This is a genomic window from Microbacterium nanhaiense (genome assembly GCF_014646015.1).
Classification (GTDB): Bacteria; Actinomycetota; Actinomycetes; order Actinomycetales; family Microbacteriaceae; genus Microbacterium; species Microbacterium nanhaiense.
This window is the reverse complement of the sequence record NZ_BMMQ01000001.1, coordinates 53,873-73,070: the sequence shown is the minus strand read 5'-3', so window position 1 is coordinate 73,070 and position 19,198 is coordinate 53,873. Positions and strand designations below refer to the sequence as shown.

General features: G+C 69.5%; 21 protein-coding genes and 1 tRNA gene. 9 read left to right on the top strand and 13 right to left on the bottom strand.

Features of this window, described 5'->3' with window-relative positions:
• Positions 1-52 precede the first annotated feature (52 nt).
• The 3 genes from IEX05_RS00315 to IEX05_RS00305 all read right to left on the bottom strand — a co-directional run bounded on the left by IEX05_RS00315 (position 53) and on the right by IEX05_RS00305 (position 2,595).
• On the bottom strand, positions 53-1,087 hold the full coding sequence (locus IEX05_RS00315; RefSeq protein ID WP_188699345.1) for a ribose-phosphate diphosphokinase: 1,035 nt from the start codon (positions 1,085-1,087) through the stop codon (positions 53-55).
• Positions 1,077-2,522 carry a bifunctional UDP-N-acetylglucosamine diphosphorylase/glucosamine-1-phosphate N-acetyltransferase GlmU gene (gene glmU, locus IEX05_RS00310; RefSeq protein ID WP_188699344.1) on the bottom strand — a complete coding sequence of 482 codons (1,446 nt, stop codon included), beginning with the start codon at positions 2,520-2,522 and terminating at the stop codon, positions 1,077-1,079. The genes IEX05_RS00315 and glmU overlap by 11 nt, the downstream gene beginning before the upstream one ends.
• Position 2,523: 1 nt before the next feature.
• Positions 2,524-2,595, bottom strand: a tRNA-Gln gene (locus IEX05_RS00305).
• Between the two features lie 81 nt (positions 2,596-2,676).
• Between IEX05_RS00305 and IEX05_RS00300 the strand changes: the two genes are divergently transcribed.
• On the top strand, positions 2,677-3,183 hold the full coding sequence (locus IEX05_RS00300) for a MarR family winged helix-turn-helix transcriptional regulator (RefSeq protein ID WP_188699343.1): 507 nt from the start codon (positions 2,677-2,679) through the stop codon (positions 3,181-3,183).
• A 12-nt stretch (positions 3,184-3,195) separates the two neighbouring features.
• On the top strand, positions 3,196-4,974 hold the full coding sequence (locus tag IEX05_RS00295; RefSeq protein WP_188699342.1) for an ABC-F family ATP-binding cassette domain-containing protein: 1,779 nt from the start codon (positions 3,196-3,198) through the stop codon (positions 4,972-4,974).
• A gap of 12 nt (positions 4,975-4,986) precedes the next feature.
• On the opposite strand, the gene IEX05_RS00290 is transcribed toward IEX05_RS00295, so the two are convergent.
• Complete coding sequence (locus tag IEX05_RS00290) at positions 4,987-5,280, bottom strand: MerR family transcriptional regulator (RefSeq protein WP_188699341.1); 294 nt, start codon at positions 5,278-5,280, stop codon at positions 4,987-4,989.
• Positions 5,281-5,396: 116 nt separating this feature from the next.
• Between IEX05_RS00290 and IEX05_RS00285 the strand changes: the two genes are divergently transcribed.
• Both IEX05_RS00285 and IEX05_RS00280 read left to right on the top strand, forming a co-directional pair.
• The gene (locus tag IEX05_RS00285) at positions 5,397-5,837 is read left to right on the top strand and encodes an Hsp20/alpha crystallin family protein (protein WP_188699340.1); all 441 of its coding nucleotides are present in this window, start codon (positions 5,397-5,399) and stop codon (positions 5,835-5,837) included.
• A gap of 109 nt (positions 5,838-5,946) precedes the next feature.
• On the top strand, positions 5,947-6,960 hold the full coding sequence (locus tag IEX05_RS00280; RefSeq protein ID WP_188699339.1) for an aldo/keto reductase family protein: 1,014 nt from the start codon (positions 5,947-5,949) through the stop codon (positions 6,958-6,960).
• A 51-nt stretch (positions 6,961-7,011) separates the two neighbouring features.
• On the opposite strand, the gene IEX05_RS00275 is transcribed toward IEX05_RS00280, so the two are convergent.
• The gene (locus tag IEX05_RS00275; protein ID WP_188699338.1) at positions 7,012-7,947 is read right to left on the bottom strand and encodes an NAD(P)/FAD-dependent oxidoreductase; all 936 of its coding nucleotides are present in this window, start codon (positions 7,945-7,947) and stop codon (positions 7,012-7,014) included.
• Between the two features lie 64 nt (positions 7,948-8,011).
• Here IEX05_RS00275 and IEX05_RS00270 point away from each other — a divergent pair, with 64 nt between their 5' ends.
• Positions 8,012-8,566 (top strand): helix-turn-helix domain-containing protein, encoded by a 555-nt coding sequence (locus IEX05_RS00270; RefSeq protein ID WP_188699337.1) that lies wholly within the window; start codon positions 8,012-8,014, stop codon positions 8,564-8,566.
• A gap of 6 nt (positions 8,567-8,572) precedes the next feature.
• Here IEX05_RS00270 and IEX05_RS00265 read toward each other — a convergent pair whose 3' ends face one another.
• On the bottom strand, positions 8,573-9,601 hold the full coding sequence (locus tag IEX05_RS00265) for a GTP-binding protein (protein ID WP_188699336.1): 1,029 nt from the start codon (positions 9,599-9,601) through the stop codon (positions 8,573-8,575).
• A 76-nt stretch (positions 9,602-9,677) separates the two neighbouring features.
• Here IEX05_RS00265 and ykgO point away from each other — a divergent pair, with 76 nt between their 5' ends.
• Genes ykgO through IEX05_RS00250 form a run of 3 tightly spaced genes read left to right on the top strand, consistent with a single transcriptional unit; the run spans position 9,678 to position 11,814 of the window.
• A complete protein-coding gene (gene ykgO, locus IEX05_RS00260) occupies positions 9,678-9,800 on the top strand; it encodes a type B 50S ribosomal protein L36 (protein WP_114117136.1) in 123 nt (40 codons plus the stop codon).
• The gene (locus tag IEX05_RS00255) at positions 9,797-10,903 is read left to right on the top strand and encodes an NAD(P)/FAD-dependent oxidoreductase (protein WP_188699335.1); all 1,107 of its coding nucleotides are present in this window, start codon (positions 9,797-9,799) and stop codon (positions 10,901-10,903) included. Before ykgO ends, IEX05_RS00255 begins: the two co-directional genes overlap by 4 nt.
• A complete protein-coding gene (locus tag IEX05_RS00250) occupies positions 10,897-11,814 on the top strand; it encodes an arsenic resistance protein (protein WP_229661040.1) in 918 nt (305 codons plus the stop codon). Before IEX05_RS00255 ends, IEX05_RS00250 begins: the two co-directional genes overlap by 7 nt.
• An 8-nt stretch (positions 11,815-11,822) precedes the next feature.
• Here the strand turns inward: IEX05_RS00250 and IEX05_RS00245 are convergent, their stop codons facing one another.
• Positions 11,823-12,308, bottom strand: coding sequence for a CobW family GTP-binding protein (locus IEX05_RS00245; RefSeq protein WP_188699333.1), 486 nt, complete (start codon positions 12,306-12,308; stop codon positions 11,823-11,825).
• A 52-nt stretch (positions 12,309-12,360) separates the two neighbouring features.
• Here IEX05_RS00245 and IEX05_RS00240 point away from each other — a divergent pair, with 52 nt between their 5' ends.
• The gene (locus IEX05_RS00240; protein WP_188699332.1) at positions 12,361-12,537 is read left to right on the top strand and encodes a hypothetical protein; all 177 of its coding nucleotides are present in this window, start codon (positions 12,361-12,363) and stop codon (positions 12,535-12,537) included.
• Positions 12,538-12,594: 57 nt separating this feature from the next.
• On the opposite strand, the gene IEX05_RS00235 is transcribed toward IEX05_RS00240, so the two are convergent.
• The 6 genes from IEX05_RS00235 to IEX05_RS00210 form a co-directional block, all read right to left on the bottom strand.
• Complete coding sequence (locus IEX05_RS00235) at positions 12,595-13,338, bottom strand: amino acid ABC transporter ATP-binding protein (RefSeq protein ID WP_308423386.1); 744 nt, start codon at positions 13,336-13,338, stop codon at positions 12,595-12,597.
• On the bottom strand, positions 13,335-14,798 hold the full coding sequence (locus tag IEX05_RS00230; RefSeq protein WP_188699331.1) for an ABC transporter substrate-binding protein/permease: 1,464 nt from the start codon (positions 14,796-14,798) through the stop codon (positions 13,335-13,337). Before IEX05_RS00230 ends, IEX05_RS00235 begins: the two co-directional genes overlap by 4 nt.
• Before the next feature lie 62 nt (positions 14,799-14,860).
• A complete protein-coding gene (locus tag IEX05_RS00225) occupies positions 14,861-16,453 on the bottom strand; it encodes a 5-oxoprolinase subunit B/C family protein (RefSeq protein WP_268237850.1) in 1,593 nt (530 codons plus the stop codon).
• A gap of 22 nt (positions 16,454-16,475) precedes the next feature.
• On the bottom strand, positions 16,476-17,225 hold the full coding sequence (locus tag IEX05_RS00220; RefSeq protein ID WP_188699329.1) for a LamB/YcsF family protein: 750 nt from the start codon (positions 17,223-17,225) through the stop codon (positions 16,476-16,478).
• Positions 17,225-18,136 (bottom strand): 4-(cytidine 5'-diphospho)-2-C-methyl-D-erythritol kinase, encoded by a 912-nt coding sequence (locus IEX05_RS00215; protein WP_188699328.1) that lies wholly within the window; start codon positions 18,134-18,136, stop codon positions 17,225-17,227. Before IEX05_RS00215 ends, IEX05_RS00220 begins: the two co-directional genes overlap by 1 nt.
• Positions 18,133-19,197, bottom strand: coding sequence for an aldo/keto reductase (locus IEX05_RS00210; protein WP_188699327.1), 1,065 nt, complete (start codon positions 19,195-19,197; stop codon positions 18,133-18,135). The genes IEX05_RS00215 and IEX05_RS00210 overlap by 4 nt, the downstream gene beginning before the upstream one ends.
• Position 19,198 lies beyond the last annotated feature (1 nt).

Genomic DNA, 19,198 nt, shown 5'->3' with positions numbered 1-19,198 from the left:
CCCGTTTCTATGAGCTTGCTATGGCACCCGCTATGCGCGCGCTGTGAGTTGCTTAGGCGGCTCCGTCGAACATGCTCGTGACGGATCCGTCGTCGAAGACCTCCTGGATCGCGCGGGCGAGCAGCGGGGCGGCGGACAGCACCGTGAGGTTCGGGAAGCGGTGGTGTTCCGGGACGGGAACGGTGTCCGTCACGACGACGCGGTCGACGGCGGGATCCTGCAACCGCTCGACGGCGGGGTCGCTGAAGATGGCATGGGTCGCGCCCACGATGACCTTCTTCGCGCCGTTCTCCTTGAGGGCCTGCGCCGCCTTGACGATCGTTCCGGCGGTGTCGATCATGTCGTCGACGAGGAGACACGTGCGGCCGTCGACCGAGCCCACGATCTCGTGCACCGACACCTGGTTGGCGACCTTCGGGTCGCGGCGCTTGTGGATGATCGCCAGGGGCGCGCCGAGCGAGTCGCTCCACGTGTCGGCCACACGCACGCGGCCCATATCGGGCGAGACGACCGTGAGCGTCTCGCGCTCCTCCGCCGTCAGCGTGTCGACGAAGTGCTTCTCGAGAACCGGCTTCGCGAAGAGGTGGTCGACGGGGCCGTTGAAGAAGCCCTGGATCTGCGACGCATGCAGGTCGACGCTCATGATGCGATCGGCGCCGGCCGTGGCGATGAGGTCGGTGATGAGGCGGGCCGAGATCGGCTCGCGGCCGCGGCCCTTCTTGTCCTGGCGCGAGTAGGGGTAGTACGGCACGACGACCGTGACTCGCTTCGCGGACGCACGCTTCAGCGCGTCCAGCATGATGAGCATCTCCATGAGATCCTCGTTGATGTTCTCGCCAAAGGACTGGACGAGGAACACGTCGGTTCCGCGCATCGACACGGAGAATCGCGTGTAGATCTCGCCGGAGGCGAAGGTGCGGTGCTCCGTCGGCGCGAGGTCGATGCCGAGATGATGCGCCACGTCGGCCGCAAGCTCGGGGTGTGACCGACCGGTCACGACCACCATGCGCTTGCGCGTCTTCTGTTCGATCCCGGGGGCGATGCCCCGATCGAGATCGAGGTCTACCATCTTGCTCTTACTCGCCATCGGTCGCTTCCTGTGCGGTTCGGGCCTGGATGGCCGCGTCCGCGGCCGCCGTACCCGGTCTATTGTTCTCGACCCATCCCTGGAGGTTCCTCTGAGGGGCGACGCTCATGGCGAGCGCCCCGGGCGGAACGTCCTTGCGCACGACGGCCCCCGCACCGGTCTTCGCGCCCGCACCGAGGGTGACGGGCGCGATCATGACGGTGTGCGAGCCGGTGTGCACGTGATCACCGATCACGGTGCGGTGCTTGTTGACGTCGTCGTAGTTCGCGGTGATCGCGCCGGCGCCGAGGTTCACGCCCTCGCCGATCTCGGCGTCGCCCACGTAGGACAGGTGCGGCACCTTGCTGCCCGCGCCGACCGTGGAGTTCTTGATCTCGACGAAGGTCCCGGCCTTCGCGCCCTCCGCGAGCTCGGTCCCCGCCCGCAGGTAGGCCCACGGTCCGACAGACACGCCTGCACCGATCACCGCGAGGGTGGCATCGCTGCAGCGCACCGTGGCACCGGCGCCCACCTCCGTGTCGACGAGCGAGGTGTCGGGGCCGATCGTCGCGCCCTCGGCGATCGTCGAGGCCCCGAGCACATGCGTGTTCGGCAGGATCGTGACGTCCGGCGCAAGCGTCGCCGTGTCGTCGATCCACGTCGTCGCGGGATCCTGCACCGTCACGCCCTCGCGCTGCCACCGTCGTACGACGCGGGCGTTGAGGATCCGCGCCGCCTCGGAGAGCTGAACGCGATCGTTCACGCCGAGCGCGGCCCGCGCGTCGGGCGCGGTGACGCCGGCGATCGCCCGCCCGTCGCGGCGGAGGATGCCGATGACATCGGTGAGATACATCTCCCCCTGCGCGTTGTCGGTGCCGACCCGCGCGAGCGCGTCGCGGAGCGACGACGCGCGGAAGACGTACACGCCAGGGTTGATCTCGGTCGTCGCGGCCTCTTCGGGCGTCGCGTCCTTCTGCTCGACGATGCGCTCGACCATGCCGGACGCATCGCGAATCACGCGGCCATAGCCGGTGGGATCCGCGAGGTGCGCGCCGAGCAGGGTCGCGTGCGCGCCGCGCGCGCGGTGCTCGTCGAGCATCGCGCGGAAGGTCTCGGCCTCGATCAGCGGCACGTCGCCCGAGAGCACGAGCACATCGCCGTCGAAGTCCGCGGGCAGGGCGTCGATCGCGACCTGCACGGCGCGTCCCGTGCCGGGGACCTCGTCCTGGTCGACGGGAACGGCGCCGGGGTAGTCGGCGAGCGACTCGACGATCCGGTCGCGCTCGTGTCGCACGACGACGCGCACGAGGTCTCCCCCGAGCGACTCGGCGGTGCGCAGCACGTGCCCGAGGAGCGTGCGACCGCCGAGGCGGTGCAGGACCTTGGGCGTGGCGGACTTCATCCGTGTGCCCTGCCCCGCCGCAAGGATCACTATTGCAAGGTTGTGCTCACTCACGCTCCGCCACCAGGATTCGAACCTGGTCCTCACAGCTCCAAAGGCTGTCGTGCTGCCGTTACACCATGGCGGACCCGCGGCCGCGATGGCCGCTCGTCCCATTTTGGCATGGCTCGCGCGCCGGATCGCGCCGGAGCCACGGGATAATCGGAGGATGGCCGCAGAACGAGACGATGTCGACCGGATCGTCGAGGCGTGGAGCGCCGAGCGTCCGGATCTCGATTTCTCACCGATGGCGGTGCTGTCGCGCGTCGATCGGCTCTCGCACCACCTCGACCGGGCGCGCCGCGCGGCCTTCGCGCGCACCGATATCGAACCCTGGGAGTGGGACGTCCTCTCGGCGTTGCGCCGCGCCGGTGAGCCGTACCAGCTGAGCCCCAAGATCCTGCTGCAGCAGACGCTCGTCTCGAGCGGCACGATGACGAACCGCATCGACAAGCTCATGCAGCGCGGGTTGGTGCGCCGCGAGGCTGATCCGGCGGACGGGCGGAGCGTGCTCGTGACGCTCACCGAGCTGGGCCGCGTCCACGTCGATGCCGCCGTCACGCGCCTGATCGATGCCGAGGCAGACATGCTCTCCGCGCTGCCCACGGCGGAACGTTCGCGCCTGGCCACGCTCCTGCGTCACCTGAGCATCGGGGTCGAGCGCGCCGCGCCGTAGACTGGGACGGATATGGCACATCTCCTCGGGGCCGAGTCCCTGCACCTCGAATACCCGACCCGCATCGTCTTCGACTCCGTCACGCTCGGCATCGAAGAGGGCGACCGCATCGGCATCGTCGGCAAGAACGGCGACGGGAAGTCGAGCCTGCTCCGCATGCTCACGGGCACCCTCGAACCCCAATCGGGCCGTGTGACCAGGCGCGGCGGCGTGCGGTTCGGCGTGCTCGCGCAGGGCGACGACCTCGACCCGGAGAGCACGGTCGCACGCGAGATCGTCGGCGACATGGACGAACACGAGTGGGCGGGCGACGCCCGGATCCGAGACGTCATCGCCGGGCTCGTGAGCGATGTGCCGTGGGAGGCGCGCATCGGCGACCTGTCCGGCGGCCAGCGCCGCCGCGTCGCCCTCGCCGCCCTGCTGATCGGCGACTGGGACCTCATCGCCCTCGACGAGCCCACCAACCACCTCGACGTCGAGGGCATCTCGTGGCTGGCCGAGCACCTCAACCGGCGCTGGTCGAAGGCCTCGGGTGGCCTCATCGTGATCACCCACGACCGCTGGTTCCTCGACGAGGTGTGCAACAAGACCTGGGAGGTGCACGACCAGATCGTCGAGCCGTTCGAGGGCGGCTATGCGGCGTACGTTCTGCAGCGCGTCGAGCGCGACCGCATCGCGGCGGCGACCGAGACCAAGCGCCAGAACATGATGCGCAAGGAACTCGCGTGGCTGCGCCGCGGCGCGCCGGCGCGCACCTCGAAGCCGAAGTTCCGCATCGAAGCGGCGAACGCCCTGATCGAGGACGTGCCGCCGGTCCGCAACCCGATCGAGCTGAAGCAGATGGCCGTCGCCCGCCTCGGCAAGGATGTCGTCGACGTTCTGGATGCCGGAGTCAGTTTCGGCGGGCGAGAGATCCTGAAGGACGTCACGTGGCGGATCGGCCCCGGTGAGCGCACCGGGATCCTCGGCGCGAACGGGACGGGCAAGTCGACCCTGCTCGCGCTCGTCGCGGGGACGCTGGAGCCCACGACGGGCGTGGTCAAGCGCGGCAAGACCGTGAAGCTCGGCATGCTCGACCAGCAGTTCTCGCAGCTCGCGGAGATCGGTTCCGACAAGGTGCGCGAGGTCCTCGGACGCGAAAAGACGACGTTCAACGTCGACGGCAAGGATCTCACTCCCGCCCAGCTCCTCGAGCGCCTCGGCTTTGCGCGCGAGCACCTTTCCGCGCGCGTCGACGAGCTGTCCGGCGGCCAGAAGCGCCGCCTACAGCTCCTGCTCCTGCTGCTCTCCGAGCCCAACGTCATCGTGCTCGACGAGCCCACGAACGACGTCGACTCCGACATGCTGGCGGCGATGGAGGACCTCCTCGACTCGTGGCCGGGCACGCTCATCGTCGTCAGCCACGACCGATACCTGCTCGAGCGCATCACCGATCAGCAGTACGCGATCCTCGACAAGAAGCTCCGCCACGTGCCGGGCGGCGTCGACGAGTACCTGCGGCTGCGCGCCCAGGGATCCCCTGCCGCTGCGTCGACGAAGCAGGACGCCGCGCCGGCACCGTCGGGCCTCACGGGATCCGAGCGCCGCGCCGCGGAGAAGGAGCTCGCGTCGATCGAGCGGCGGCTGGAGAAGATCACCGGCGAGGTGGAGAAGATCCACGCGAAGATGGCGACGCACGACCAGGGCGACTTCGACGGTCTGCAGAAGCTCAACGCGGCGCTGCGCGAGCTACAGGACGAGGCGGATTCCCTCGAGGAGCGCTGGCTCGAGCTCGGCGAGCAGATCGGCTGACACCCGCGCGGGCTACGAGCTGAGCTTGTCGACCTCGGCCCGGAGGTCGCGGTTCTCCGCCTCGAGCTCGAGCACATGGCGGATGCCGACGAGGTTCACGCCCACCTCGAGCAGCTCGAGCACCCGTCGCACGATGACCAGATCGTCATCGCTGTAGCGCCGCGTGCCGCCCGCCGTGCGGCTGGGCGTGAGAAGCCCCTTGCGTTCGTACAGGCGAAGCGTCTGCTCCCCCACGCCGACCAGCTCCGCCGCGACGGTGATCCCGTACACGCCGACCGAGCTGATCCTCGCCTCTGCGTTCCTCACGAAATTCTTCTCCGAACCACTTGCATACCTGTTTCGATTGATGTACAAAATCTATACCGTTCGATACAGATTGTCGAGCGGTCCGCACTCGAATGTGAGATGGAGGAGATTCAGAAATGCTGTTGCAACACGACCCATTCCGTGACCTTGACCGGCTCACCCAGCAGGTCTTCGGCACTATGAGCCGCCCATCGACCATGCCACTGGATGCCTGGCGAGACGGAGACGACTTCGTCGTCGAGCTCGACCTGCCCGGAATCGATCCGGACAAGCTGGACATCGACGTGGAGCGGAATGTGCTGACGATCAGGGCGGAACGGGTGAACCACATCCCGGATGCCGTCAACGCCGTCGCGTCTGAGCGCCCGTGGGGCGTCTTCAGTCGCCAGCTCGTCCTCGGCGACTCGCTGGATACCGACCGGGTCGACGCCGACTACACCGCCGGCGTGCTTCGCCTGCGGATCCCGATCGCGGAACGAGCCAAGCCGCGCAAGATCAGCGTCAGTAGTCGCGACGCGATCGCGCAGAATGACGAGCGGAAGAGCATCGACGCCTGACCGGGCTCATGCTCCGACCTCCGATGCGCCCGGAGCCCCGCCGGAGGGCTCCGGGCCCGCGCCGGGCCGTCGGGATCCCCACCCACTGAGAAACCGGTACCTTTGCACCATGGTCAACTATCGATTTCTCGGAAACAGCGGCCTCAAGGTCTCGGAGATCACCTACGGCAACTGGGTGACGCACGCGTCTCAGATCGAGGACGACGCGGCGGTGGGGACCGTGCACGCCGCATTGGACGCGGGCATCACGACGTTCGACACGGCCGACACCTATGCCAACACCGCCGCCGAGGTCGTCCTCGGCCGGGCCCTGGCCGGGCAGCGCCGCGAGAGCCTCGAGATCTTCACGAAGGTCTACTTCCCCACCGGACCGAAGGGCGCCAACGACACCGGTCTCAGCCGCAAGCACATCATGGAGTCGATCAACGGCTCGCTGACGCGCCTCGGCACCGATTACGTCGACCTCTACCAGGCGCACCGCTTCGATTACGAGACGCCCCTCGAGGAGACGTTCCAGGCGTTCGCCGACATCGTGCGCCAGGGCAAGGCGCTCTACATCGGCGTCTCCGAGTGGACCGCCGAACAGCTTCGCGAGGGTCACGCGCTCGCGAAGCAGCTCGGGATCCAGCTGATCTCGAACCAGCCCCAGTACTCGATGCTGCACCGCGTCATCGAGGGCAAGGTCGTGCCCGCCTCGGAAGAGCTCGGCATCTCGCAGATCGTCTGGTCGCCGATGGCGCAGGGCGTGCTGTCGGGCAAGTACCTGCCGGGCCAGCCCGTCCCCGCGGGTTCGCGCGCAACCGACGAGAACTCCGGCGCGGGCTTCATCAAGAAGTTCCTGCGCGACGAACTACTCGAGGCCGTGCAGCGCCTCAAGCCCATCGCCGCGGACGCCGGCCTCACGATGCCGCAGCTCGCCATCGCGTGGGTCCTGCAGAACCCGAACGTCGCGGCGGCGCTCGTGGGCGCGTCGCGCCCGGAGCAGCTCGCCGACACCGTGAAGGCCTCTGGCGTCGTGCTCGATGCCGACACGATGGCCGCCATCGATACGGCCCTCGAGGGCGTCGTGGATGACGACCCGCAGCACACCTACTCGGTGTCGCCGAAGGGCCGCCTGGTCTGACGCGCCGGGCCGGATCCCTCGCGGTACCCGCGAGCGGATCCGGTCCGCGCCTCAGGCGGAGAGCCGCGCGACGGCCGCGTCGGTGTCCCAGCCGATGAGCGCCCCCTGCACGGCGGATCCGGTCATGGCACCCGCGCCCATCGACATCGGCACGTTCGCCATAGGCGAGACGACGTTCCCCACCGCCCAGATCCGTTCGTCGCTCGTGCGCCCCGCCGCGTCGACGGCGAGGAACGCGCCAAACGGCATCTGCGTTCGGGCGAGGCCGAGACCGGCGAGGAAGCCGTCGTGCGGCACGAGCGTCCCGCCCGTGAAGATTGCATCGACAGGCACCACCGCGCCACCCTCGACGCGCACGCCCTCGATCTCGGGCGCTGCGCCGAGAACCTCACGCACCGGCTGCTCGACGATCTCGATCCCGCGCGCCGTGAGGCGGATGCGCGCCTCGTCCGAGAGCGCGCCCGCGCCGGCCGCGAACAGCGTGACGCGATCGCTCAGGCCGCGCACCATCTCGGCCTGATGCACGCTCATGGGCGACGTCGCGAGCACCGCGAGCCGGCGGTCGCGCACCTCCCAGCCGTGACAGAAGGGGCAGTGCAGAACGGTCTCGCCCCAGCGCTCGGCGAGACCCGGAATGCCGGGCAGTTCGTCGCGCACGCCGGTTGCGACGATCAGGGCGCGAGCGCTGTGCACCCCGCCGTCCGTCTCCACCCGCACGCCGTCGCCCTCGCGCGAGACCGCCGCGACCGAGCCCTCCTCGAATCGAACGCCGTACGCCTCCGCCTCCGCACGTCCTTCTGCGCGCAGCTGCGCGGGGGGCTTGCCGTCGTGGCCCAGCACCCCGTGCATGCGGGCGGCGAAACGATTGCGCCCCGCGCCCGCGTCGACGACGAGCACGCTCCGACGCGAGCGGCCGAGCATGAGCGCCGCCGACAGGCCCGCCGGGCCCGCGCCCACGATGATGACATCCCAGTAATTGTGATTCATATCCCCAGCCTCCGCGCTACACTCGGCTTTGCAAACTTTTTTGCAGAATTGGCAAGGAGAGATCATGCGGAACGACGTCTGCCAAGTGGGCGCGATCCTGCGCGCGGCTCGACAATCGGCGCGCCTCACACTCGAGGATCTCGCCGCGGACGCGGGCATGTCGCCGAGCACGCTCTCGCGCCTCGAATCCGGAAAGCGCCAGGCGACGCTGGAACTCCTGATCCCGCTCACCCGTCGCCTGGGCATCCGGCTCGACGACCTGGTCGCCCCGGCGACGAAGGATCCGCGGGTGCGCCGCCGTCCCTATCGCGAGGGCGGGCGCACCATCGCCCCGCTTGCACCCGAGAACTCTCCGAACCTGACGTTCAAGATCACCTATCCGCCGGAAGAGGCCCTCCCGGAGCCCCGCGTGCACGACGGCTTCGAGTGGCTGTACGTACTGACCGGCCGCCTCCGCCTCCGGCTCGGCGAACAGGACCTGATCCTCGAGGCGGGCGAGGCCGCGGAATTCGACACGCGGACGCCGCACGCGATGGCGGCCGCGGACGGCCGCCCGGCCGAGGTCATCAGCATCTTCAACGAATCGGGCGCGCGGCTGCACACCCGCACGACCGAGTGAGCCGGCTCAATCGGCGTCCTCCGGCACGGACTGCCAGGCGGGAAACGGATCCGCGAAGCGCGCCCACTCCCCCGGGCCGGCCGCGAGCTCGGCGTCGGTGAGCGCCGCCTCGTCGAGCGCGCGCGAGAGGGCGGCGCGGTCGAGGTCGATTCCGGTGAACCCGATGTCCTGCCCGACCGCGAGCAGGTCCTCGTCGCCCCCAAGCGCGTCGTCGCGCACGAGCGGGTCGAAGGAGATCACGCCGCCGACGTGGTTCCACTCGGCCACGACGTGCGGGCGCGTGGCGAGCCGGCAGAAGCCCATCGAACGGACGATGAGCCCGAACTCGCCGGGCTCGATCCGCGTGTCGAGCAGGCGCTCGAGGCGCGCCGGATGCAGGGGGCGGACATTCTCGTAGCGGAACGAGCTCACCCGCGGATCGGTCATGTGAGGGTCGTGGGCGCCGCCCAGCAGGGCCACCCAGCCCGGCCGCACCTGCTCCGTCGTGTACGCATCTCCCGAACGCCATGCGAGCTCGCCGCCGTGATCGACGCGCAAGCGGGCGGACGGATTGAGATGACACAGCAGCGACATGACGGTCGACAGCTCGTCGGTGTCGAGGCTCTCCCAGTTCACCAGCACCAGCATCGACGCGAACTCGATCTGGTTCACCGCGACCAGGGCATGCGGCACAGGACGGCCCGCGAGCCGCGTCAGTGCGGGATGCACCGAGAAGCTCTCTCGCGCGAGGTCGGACATGAGGTGCGCCGCGTCCACGACGCAGACGACCCCGGCGAGCCGGGTCGGGCCGGCCTCGTCGGCGAGCGCTCCCACGAGGTCCGGCATCGCGCTCGCGCTCGGGAACTCGATCACGACGCCCGCGGGGTGCAGGCACCACGGCGCGAGCATCATGGCCTCCTCGATGGGATCCGGCACGGCCTCGAGCCGAGCAGCAGGAATCAGGATGCGCCCCGTGAGCCCGGCGAGACGGCTCGCATAGTCGCGCCTCTCGGGCACGCAGCCACCAACGATCGCGATGACATCAATCCGCTCCACGCGCACCTCCCGTTCATTTCGTCCCGCAGGATCCCCTAGTGTAGATGATAACCAATCTCAATAAGGAGGAATCCACATGAAGGTACGCGCCTCGCTCAAGTCACTCAAGAAGCAGCCCGGTGCGCAGGTCGTGCGCCGTCGCGGCAAGACCTACGTCATCAACAAGCTCAATCCGCGGTTTAAGGGGCGCCAGGGTTGACCGTCCTCGACGCGCTCGTCGTCGGGGCGGGCCCGGCCGGTGTCGGCACGGGCCTTGCGCTCGGCGCCGTCGACGACCTGCACTTCGGCATCATGGAGCGCGGGAGCGTCGGCCAGACGTTCCTCGACTGGCCGGAGGAGCAAACTTTTCTGACTCCGTCCTTCACGGGCAACGGCTTCGGCGCGACCGATCTCAACGCCGTGCACTTCGAGACGTCCCCCGCTTTCGGCCTGGGAGTCGATTACCCGACCGGGGCGCAATACGCCTCGTATCTGCGCGGTGTCGTCGGACATTTCTCGCTCCCGATCCTCGATGGGGCCGAGGTCACGGCCGTCACCCGCGTCGACGAGGGCTTCCGCGTCGAGAGCCCGCGCGGCCCCGTCACCGCGCACTCACTCGTCTGGGCCGGCGGCGAGTTCTCGGATCCGCGGCCCCCGAAGATCGCGGGCGCCGCGTTCGCGGATCCGGCCGGCTCGAAGGCCGCCTGGGAGCCACGCACTGGGCACGTCGTCGTCATCGGCGGCTACGAATCCGGCGTCGACATCGCGTGCCATCACGTGATCGCAGGTGCGTGCGTGACGGTCGTCGACGGATCCACGCCCTGGGACGCGGGTCGCGGATCCGATCCGTCGTTCCGACTCGCGCCACGCTCGCGGATCCGATTGAAGGAGGCTCTCGCAACGGGCCGCCTCGCACTCATCGGCGCGAACGCGACCGCAATCAAGCGCGACGGATCCGGGTGGGCCGTTGGCCTGTCGAACGGCACCAAGCTGCGCGCCGACTCGCGACCCATCGCCGCGACGGGGTACGGCCCGGGGCTCGGCCCCGTCGCGCACCTCTTCGATGCCCGCCCAGATGGGTGGCCGCAGCTCGACGACGATGATCAGTCGACGATCGCGCCCGGACTGTTCCTCGCGGGGCCCGCGATGCGGCATGGCGGCCTCAAGTTCTGCTTTGTCTACAAATTCCGCCAACGCTTCGCACACGTCGCGCGTGTCATTGGCGAGCGCGCGGGCAAAGACACAACGAACCTCGAGGCGTGGCGCGACGCCGGTATGCTCACCGACGACCTCTCGTGTTGCGGGGTGGAGTGCGCGTGCTGATCACGCTTCTCTTCGCCGTTGCCATTCTCACGGGAAGCCTGCTCGGCGTCACAGGCATCGAGCTGCCGACGGATCCGCTCATCCTCGTGCTCGTCGGCGCGATCTTCTTCACGTTGCGGCTCGGCTCGCTGCGCTCGCTCCGGCGCGTACCGCGCACGATCCTCGTCGCGCTCGCGACGAACTTCCTGCTAATCCCGCTCATCGCGCTTCCCCTCACGCTCGCGCTCCCGAGCGAGGCCCTGCGGCTCGGCGTGCTGATCTACTGCCTCGCGCCATGCACCGATTGGTTTCTCGGCTTCACCCGACTCGCGGGTGGCGACACCGTCGCGGGCGCCGCTCTCATCCCGTTGCAGATGCTCATCCAACTGCTGATGTATCCCATGTGGATGATGCTCTTCGCCGGTGAGAGCGTCGCGTGGATGCCGGAGACCGCCGGAGCCACCCTCGTGCAGTGGTTCCTCGTACCCGCGGGCCTTGGCATCATCGCGCAGGTGCTGATGCCGAGGCGCCTACGGCGGTTCGAGATCGACGCGGTCGACGCCGCCGTGCCATTCGTCATCGCGGCCGTGATCGTCGCGATCTTCGCGGGCAATGTGCAGACGATCCTCGCCGATCCCGGATCCTTCATCTGGGTCCTCCTGGCCGTCTTCCTCTTCTTCGTTGTGACCTTCGCGCTCTGCGAGGGCCTCGCACGGGTATTCCGGCTCGACCACGCGGCGCACGTACTCGTGACGATGACAACGTCGGCGCGAAACGCGCCGCTCATGCTCGCCCTGACCACGATCGCGCTGCCCGATCAGCCACTCGTTCACGCCGCAATCATCCTCGGGATGCTCGTCGAATTCCCCCACCTCACGGCGCTCACGCATCTCATGCGGAGACGCGCGCCGAGGCACGCCCTCGCGGCGTAGCCCCGCGGCTATTCGCTGAGGCGCCGGTACCGCTGCAGCCGGCGCAGGCCCGCGGGGTCGGACTCGGCGCCGACCGCGACCGCCGACAACCGGTCGCGGGCGGCGACCTCGCCGAGGTCCACGCCGATCACCTCGATGACGCCGCCCGAGCGGATCCGCTCCGCGCCGCTGGACCGCACGAGCCGCGACAGGGCGACCGGGTCGGCCGCCCCGCTCGCCTCGATGATGATCGCGTCGAGCCTCAGGCGCGGATCCGAGAGCTTCTCGAGCGCCTCGTCGAGCCCGCCCGCGTCGGGCAGACAGCAGACGCATCCGCCGGAGATGGCGGCCGCCTCGTCGATCTGCCCCGCGACGAGCGCGGCGTCGACGTTGATCGCCCCGAAATCGTTCACGACGACGCCGATGCGCGCGCCCGGAGCGCGCAGGAGGTGGTTGAGGAGAGTGGTCTTCCCCGCGCCCAGATGGCCGGTGATCGACACGACGGGAATTCGCATACCCCTCCTATTGATAGGCCTTCTCATTACCCTAGCGCGGGACAATAGACGGATGGGCCTCTTTCAGCAGCGCAACGAAGACCAGAACCAGTGGGCGGCCATCCCGGGCGAGCCCCTCGATGAGGATCCCGCCGACTTCCTCGGCGAGGCGCCGCCGAGCGACATCCTCGGCCTCGGCGGCGCGTCGGTCGCGATCCCGATTCCCACGGACGACGCCCCCTCGGAGTGAACGGAAACGGGCGCGTGCGGGAAGACCCCGCGCGCGCCCGTCTCGTCTCGGAACAGCTCAGAGCACCTTCGAGAGGAACTCCTTCGTGCGCGGCTGCTGCGGGTTGCCGAAGACGTCCGCGGGGGCGCCCTCCTCGCAGATGACGCCGTCGGAGAGGAACACGACGCGGTCGCACACCTCGCGCGCGAAGCCCATCTCGTGTGTGACGAGCACCATCGTCATACCGCTCTTGGCGAGCTCGCGAATGACCTCGAGCACCTCGCCCACCATCTCCGGGTCGAGCGCGCTGGTCGCCTCATCAAAGAGCATGATGTTCGGCTCCATCGCGAGCGCGCGGGCGATCGCGACGCGCTGCTTCTGACCGCCGGACAGCTGCGCCGGGCGCGCGTCGGCCTTGTCCCCGAGGCCCACGCGTTCGAGCAGCGCCTGCGCCTGCGCGCGCGCCTCGCTCTTGTTCTTCTTGCCCGTCTCGACGGGCGCGAGCATGATGTTCTCGATCACCGACATGTTCGGGAACAGATTGAAGTGCTGGAACACCATGCCGATGTGACGACGCACCTCGTTGATGTCGACCTTCTTGTCGGTCAGATCGAAGCCGTCGACGATGATCGTGCCGCCCGTGGCCGTCTCCAGCTGGTTCAGGCAACGAAGGATCGTCGACTTGCCGGATCCGGAGGGTCCGATCAGCGAGACGACCTCGCCCGAGCGCACCGAGAGATCGATGCCCTTGATGACCTCATTGGATCCGTAGGCCTTGCGGAGGCCCGTGACCTCGATCACCGTTTCCTGGGAGCCGCTCACTTGTTCACCTTCTTATCGATCGTGTTCGCGATCCACGTGAGGATGGTGATCACGATGAAGTACATGATGCCGACGATGATCAGCATCTCGGTCGTGCGGAAGTTCACCGAGTAGATCTGCTGGGCCTGGTAAAGGAGCTCGGCGAAGCCGATCGTCAGCAGCAGCGACGAGTCCTTCAGCGTGATGACGAACTGGTTGATCATCGCGGGCGTCGAGATCTTGACCGCCTGCGGCACGATCACGCGCTGCATCGACTTGCCCCAGCCCAGGCCGAGCGAACGGGCCGCCTCCATCTGGCCGGGATCCACGGCGCGCAGGCCGCCGCGGATGATCTCCGTCAGGTATGCGCCGGCGTTCAGGGCGAGCGTGGCCACGCCGGCCCAGAAGATGTCGCCCTTCACTCCCGTCAGCTGCGGCAGGCCGAAGTAGAACAGGAAGGCCCAGACCAGCACGGGCGTGCCGCGGAACACCGCAACGTAGACGCTCGCGATGCCGCGCAGGATCTTCGACGTCGAGATCTTCATGAAGCCGAAGCCGATGCCGAGCACGAGGGCGATGATGAACGCGACGAGCGTGATCCGGAGGGTGTTCCAGAGGCCCTTGCCGAGCGCCGGCATCGAATCGACGACGAGCTCGAAGAAGTTCAGGCCCGCGCTCGAGCTCGCGGTCGGGTCGGCGAGATACGTGTCGAGGATCTCGTCGTACTCGCCCGAGGCGCGGAGCTCGGCGAGGCCTTCGTCGAAGGCGGCGAGAAGTTCGGCGTTCTGGCCCTTCGCGACCGCGAAGCCGTACTGGCCGCCGGGGATCTTGTCCGTGACGACCTTCAGGCCGTTGCCCTGCGCGATTCCGTAAGCGAGAACGGGGTAGTCGTCGAAGACGGCGACGGCCGAGCCGTTCTTCACCGACTCGTACATCGTCGCCGACTGGTCGAGCGCCTTGACGGTGAAGCCATACTCGGCGGCGAGCTTCTCGGCCTCCGCGAGGCCCTCGGATCCGCTCTTGGCGACGACGGTCTTGCCCTCGAGCGCCTCGTAGCCGGTCGTGGTGGTGTCCGTCGCGGCGACCGCCATCTGCACACCGGAGTCGAAGTAGGGATCCGAGAAGTCGAAGATCTCCTTGCGCTCGTCGGTGATCGACATGCCGGCGATGACGCCGTCGGCCTGACCGCTCGTCACGGCCGAGAGCGCCGCCTGGAAGCCGAGCGACTGGATCTCGACCTCGAAACCCTGGCTGTCGGCGATCGCGTTCAGGAGGTCCATGTCGATACCGGTGATATCACCGCCCTCGAACATCTCGAACGGCGCGAACGTCGTGTCGGTGGCGATGACGAACGTCTGGCCCTCGACGCCGCTCTGCTCATCGGCGGCCGACGCGGGCGCGACGCCGACGAGCAGCAGGAAGGCCGCGAGGGATCCGGCGACAAGCGCTCGGAACCCGCGGCGGGGTTGAGTCGGATGCACGAGAAGAGCTCCTTCGTCGGGATGCACGTTTACACGGCGACATGCCAAGCCGCAGTAAATCCTTAGGCTACCGTGAGCCTGTTCGAAGATTCGGGGTCGATCTCAAGGAATCTCACCCGTTCGCCCGGCCGGAGCTGCGCCGCGCGTGGCAGATCCGCGTCGACCACGACCGCGATCACGGGATACCCGCCCGTCACCGGATGGTCGGCGCCGAACAGCACCGGCTCCCCCGACGGCGGCACCTGGAGCGCGCCCGTCACGACGCCCTCGCTCGCGAGTTCCGTCTCGGCGGCGCGCAGCGGCCGTGTCCCCGGTACCGGCGCGAGGCGCGCGCCGACGCGGTCGGTCTCCGGCCCGACGATCCACGTCGTCCGAGTGAGGTGCGCGCGCTCCCCCGGATCGAAGGCGTCGTCGCGCGGGCCGAAACGGATCCGCAGGGTCGCGGGCTCGGCCGCGGGCACCGGAGCGGGAAGCGGATCCGCCACGGGCCCGGCGACGTCGCCGGCCAACGCGAGCGCGTCTCCCGCGCGGAGCGGATCCGGGCCGACGCCGCCCAGCACGTCGCGCGAGCGACTGCCGAGAACGAGCGGCGCCGCAATGCCGCCGCGGACGGCGACATAGGATCGCAGCCCCGACTCCGGATAGCCGAGCGCGAGCTCGTCGCCCGCGCGGAGGAGGAACGGCGCGCCGAGCGGCGCGGGGCGCTCGTCCGGCGCCGGCCCGTCCGCGGCTGCGGGGGCGCGCCGGATCCGCGCGGCCGCGTCGGCGCCCGTCACCGCGGCGACCACGTCGGTCGCGGCGCGCAGGACGAGCCCGCCGAGCGTCTCGATGAGCGCGGCTTGTCGGCTGTTGCCCACGAGCCGATTGGCCGCCCGGGCCGACGCCGTATCGGCGGCGCCAGATGCCGTCACCCCGAGATCCCCCTGCCCGTGCCGCCCCAGGTCCTCGATGAGCGAGAGCAGGCCCGGCTGGGCGACCTCGATAGCGGCATCGCGGACGCGGCGCGGGCGGATCGGCTCCGCGGCAACCGCCGCCCTCGCGCTGGCGCGCACCGCACGGAACCGCACGCCGTCGCCGGGGACGACCAGGGCGGGATCCTCGCGCGACAGGTCCCACAGCGCGGCGTCGGTGTGTCCGATGAGCCGCCATCCTCCCGGCGAGGCGCGCGGGTACACGGCCGAGAACTCAGCCGCGAGCGCCACGGATCCGGCCGGGACCGCGGTGCGGGGGCTCGCCCGCCGCGGAACCCGCAATCGCGGGTCGCCGCCGACGAGATACGCGAAGCCGGGCGCGAAGCCCCCGAAGGCGGCCGTCCACTCGCGCGCCTGATGCGCCGCCACCACCGCCTCCCGGCTGAGTCCCGTGAGCTCCGTCACGACGCCGAGATCGTCGCCGTCATAGACGACGTCGATCTCGATCGTGCGCCGCTCCGAGGCGGGCAGCGGTGAGAGATCGACGCCCGCCACCCGGTTCGCCGCGCGCCGGGCCCCGTGCGCCGTCGCGAAGCTCAACAGCACCGTGCGGGCCGCCGCGATCTGCTCGCGCTGTCCCAGCGGATCCGCCGTCACGCGTGCGTGAAACGCCATCGCCTCCTCGAGCGACCCGAGCTCGACGAGGAAGGCGCGCTCCCCCGCCCATCGCACGCGGGCGCTCACCCGCGCACCCCGGCGACGGCGATCATGCGAAGCTCCGGATCTCCACCCCTGCGTCGTCGAGCGCCGCCCGCACCGCGGCGGCCATCGCCACCGCGCCCGGGGTATCGCCGTGCAGGCAGATCGTCTCGGCATCGACCCGGAGCGCCGTGCCGTCGATCGCGTCGACGAGGCCCGTCTCCGCAAACCGCACCATGCGGCCGGCGACCGCGGCCGGATCCTGAAGCACGGCGCCCGGGGCACGGCGCGACACCAGCTCGCCCTCGGGCGTATACGCGCGGTCCGCGAAGGCTTCGCCCACGACACGCAACCCGGCCCGCTCCGCGTACCGGCCGGCGACGGATCCGGGAAGAAGCACGAGCGCGAGCCGCGGATCCACCGAGCGGACGGCGTCGACGACGGCGCGCGCGTGCGCCTCGTGGCTGACGATCGCGTTGTACAGCGCGCCGTGCGGTTTCACGTAGCGCACCTCGCCGTCCTCCCGACGTGCGAGGGCCTGCAGGGCGCCGATCTGATAGGCCACATCATCGGCGAGCTCGGTCTCCGAACAGTCGACGAAGCGGCGCCCGAATCCCGCGAGGTCGCGGTACCCGACGTGTGCCCCGATCGCCGCTCCCGCCGCGACCGCGGCTCGCGCCGTCCGGGCGATGCCCGACGGATCCCCGGCGTGGAAACCGCAGGCGATGTTCGCGCTCGTCACATGTTCGAGCATCGCGGCGTCGTCGCCCATTGGCCACGGGCCGAAGGACTCGCCGACGTCGCTGTTGAGGTCCATCAGACGAGCCGTGCCCCGTGCACCGGGCCGTAGACGCAGACGGCGTCGTAACCGGCCATCGCCATGCGCGATTCGAGGGCCGTGCCGTCTGCGCGATTCTCGACGAGGAACGCGATCGTCGGTCCCGATCCGGACACGATGCCCGCGAGGGCGCCCTGTGCCTCGCCGAGCTCGAGGATCTCGCGGAGATCGGGCCGAAGGCGGAGCGCGGGGGCCTGGAGGTCGTTGTGGAGCGCCTCCGCGAGCTGCCGGGCGTCGCCCGATCGGAGCGCCTGCAGCACCTCCACGGGCACGGCCGGATCCGGGACCTCCGCGTCACCACGCGCCTCGTCCAGCTCGGCATAGGTGCGCGGCGTCGACATTCCGTCGGCGTTCGGCACGACCACCCAGTGGAACCGGCCCCGCGCCAGCGCCGGGTTCAGCGCGTCCCCGCGTCCGGTGCCGATCGCCGTGCCACCCATCACCGAGAACGGCACGTCGGCGCCGAGCCGCGCGCCGAGGGCCTGCAGCTGCGCGGATCCGAGCCCCGTGCCCCAGAGCGCGTCGCACGCGACGAGCGCGGCGGCGGCGTCGGCGGATCCGCCGCCCATGCCGCCCGCCACCGGCACCTCCTTGCGGATGTCGAGGTGCACGCCTCCGCGGTACCCCGTCTCGGCCGCCAGAAGCCGCGCCGCCTTGAGCGCGAGGTTCGAGTCGTCCTGCGGCACGCCGGTGAGGTCGACGGTGCCGGTCACGGTGATCGTGAAGTCGTCGGCGTGCGTCGCGTACACGTCCTCGTAGAGGCTCACGGCCTGAAAGGCCGTCGCCAGCTCGTGATAACCGTCGTCGTGGCGCCCGCCGACGGCGAGGAACACGTTGATCTTCCCGGGCGCGCGGACGCGCACACCGGGAAGGTCAGCGACGAGGCTCATGCCTTCTCCCAGAAGTCCGTTCCGATGCCGGCCGCCGCCCGGTCGATCGCCGCGAGCTCCTCGGTCGTGAACGCGGGGCCCTCGAGGGCCTTCACGTTCTCGTCGATCTGCGCCGGGCGGCTCGCGCCGATCAGCGCCGAGGCGACGACGTTCTCGCGCAGCACCCACTGCAGGGCCATCTGCGCGAGCGTCTGCCCGCGGCCCGACGCGACCTCGTCGAGGGCGCGCAGGTTCTCGCGTGCCGTGGCGGTGAGGCGCTTGCCGCCGAGGGATCCGCGCTGCTGGGCGCGCTCCGCGTCGCCGTCGCCGAGGTACTTGTTCGTCAGCACGCCCTGCGCGAGCGGAACGAAGGCGATCGCGCCCATGCCCGTGTCCGTGAGGGCATCCGTGAGCCCGTCCTCGATCCACGGGTTGATGATCGAGTAGGAGGGCTGGTGGATGACGAGCGGGGTGCCGAGCTGATCGGCGACCTTCTTCGCCTCGCGGGTCTGCTCGTCCGAGTAGGAGGAGATCCCCACGTACAGCGCCTTGCCCTGCTTCACGAGCGTGTCGAGCGCGCCGATCGTCTCGGCGATCGGCGTCACCTTGTCGGGTCGGTGCGAGTAGAAGATGTCGACGTAGTCGAGGTTCATGCTCGACAGCGAGGCCTCGGCGCTGGCGATCAGATACTTGCGCGATGCCCAGTCTCCGTAGGGCCCGCGCCACATGTCGTATCCGGCCTTCGATGAGATGATGAGTTCATTGCGGTACGGCGCGAAGTCCTCGCGGTAGATGCGGCCGAAGTTCTTCTCGGCGGAACCGTAGGGCGGGCCGTAGTTGTTCGCGAGGTCGAAGTGCGTGATGCCGCGGTCGAAGGCGTGACGCAGGAGCGCGCGCTGATTGTCCATCGGGATGTTGTCGCCGAAGTTCCACCACAGGCCGAGCGAGATCGGTGGCAGGAACAGGCCCGACGAGCCCACCTGACGGTACCGGTCGAAGACCTCGTAGCGGTCGTCGGCCGCCGCGTACGGACGGTGCAGGTCGGCGACGGGGCGGGCGTGGAAGCGCGGGGTTTCGGTCACC

What these genes read in the sequence shown, in the direction of transcription:
- IEX05_RS00315 (WP_188699345.1), bottom strand. Translation starts at nt 1,087, where the DNA reads ATGGCGAGTAAGAGCAAGATGGTAGACCTCGATCTCGATCGGGGCATC.
- IEX05_RS00300 (WP_188699343.1), top strand. Translation starts at nt 2,677, where the DNA reads ATGGCCGCAGAACGAGACGATGTCGACCGGATCGTCGAGGCGTGGAGC.
- IEX05_RS00295 (WP_188699342.1), top strand. Translation starts at nt 3,196, where the DNA reads ATGGCACATCTCCTCGGGGCCGAGTCCCTGCACCTCGAATACCCGACC.
- IEX05_RS00285 (WP_188699340.1), top strand. Translation starts at nt 5,397, where the DNA reads ATGCTGTTGCAACACGACCCATTCCGTGACCTTGACCGGCTCACCCAG.
- IEX05_RS00280 (WP_188699339.1), top strand. Translation starts at nt 5,947, where the DNA reads ATGGTCAACTATCGATTTCTCGGAAACAGCGGCCTCAAGGTCTCGGAG.
- IEX05_RS00275 (WP_188699338.1), bottom strand. Translation starts at nt 7,947, where the DNA reads ATGAATCACAATTACTGGGATGTCATCATCGTGGGCGCGGGCCCGGCG.
- IEX05_RS00270 (WP_188699337.1), top strand. Translation starts at nt 8,012, where the DNA reads ATGCGGAACGACGTCTGCCAAGTGGGCGCGATCCTGCGCGCGGCTCGA.
- ykgO (WP_114117136.1), top strand. Translation starts at nt 9,678, where the DNA reads ATGAAGGTACGCGCCTCGCTCAAGTCACTCAAGAAGCAGCCCGGTGCG.
- IEX05_RS00245 (WP_188699333.1), bottom strand. Translation starts at nt 12,308, where the DNA reads ATGCGAATTCCCGTCGTGTCGATCACCGGCCATCTGGGCGCGGGGAAG.
- IEX05_RS00240 (WP_188699332.1), top strand. Translation starts at nt 12,361, where the DNA reads ATGGGCCTCTTTCAGCAGCGCAACGAAGACCAGAACCAGTGGGCGGCC.
- IEX05_RS00220 (WP_188699329.1), bottom strand. Translation starts at nt 17,225, where the DNA reads ATGGACCTCAACAGCGACGTCGGCGAGTCCTTCGGCCCGTGGCCAATG.
- IEX05_RS00215 (WP_188699328.1), bottom strand. Translation starts at nt 18,136, where the DNA reads ATGAGCCTCGTCGCTGACCTTCCCGGTGTGCGCGTCCGCGCGCCCGGG.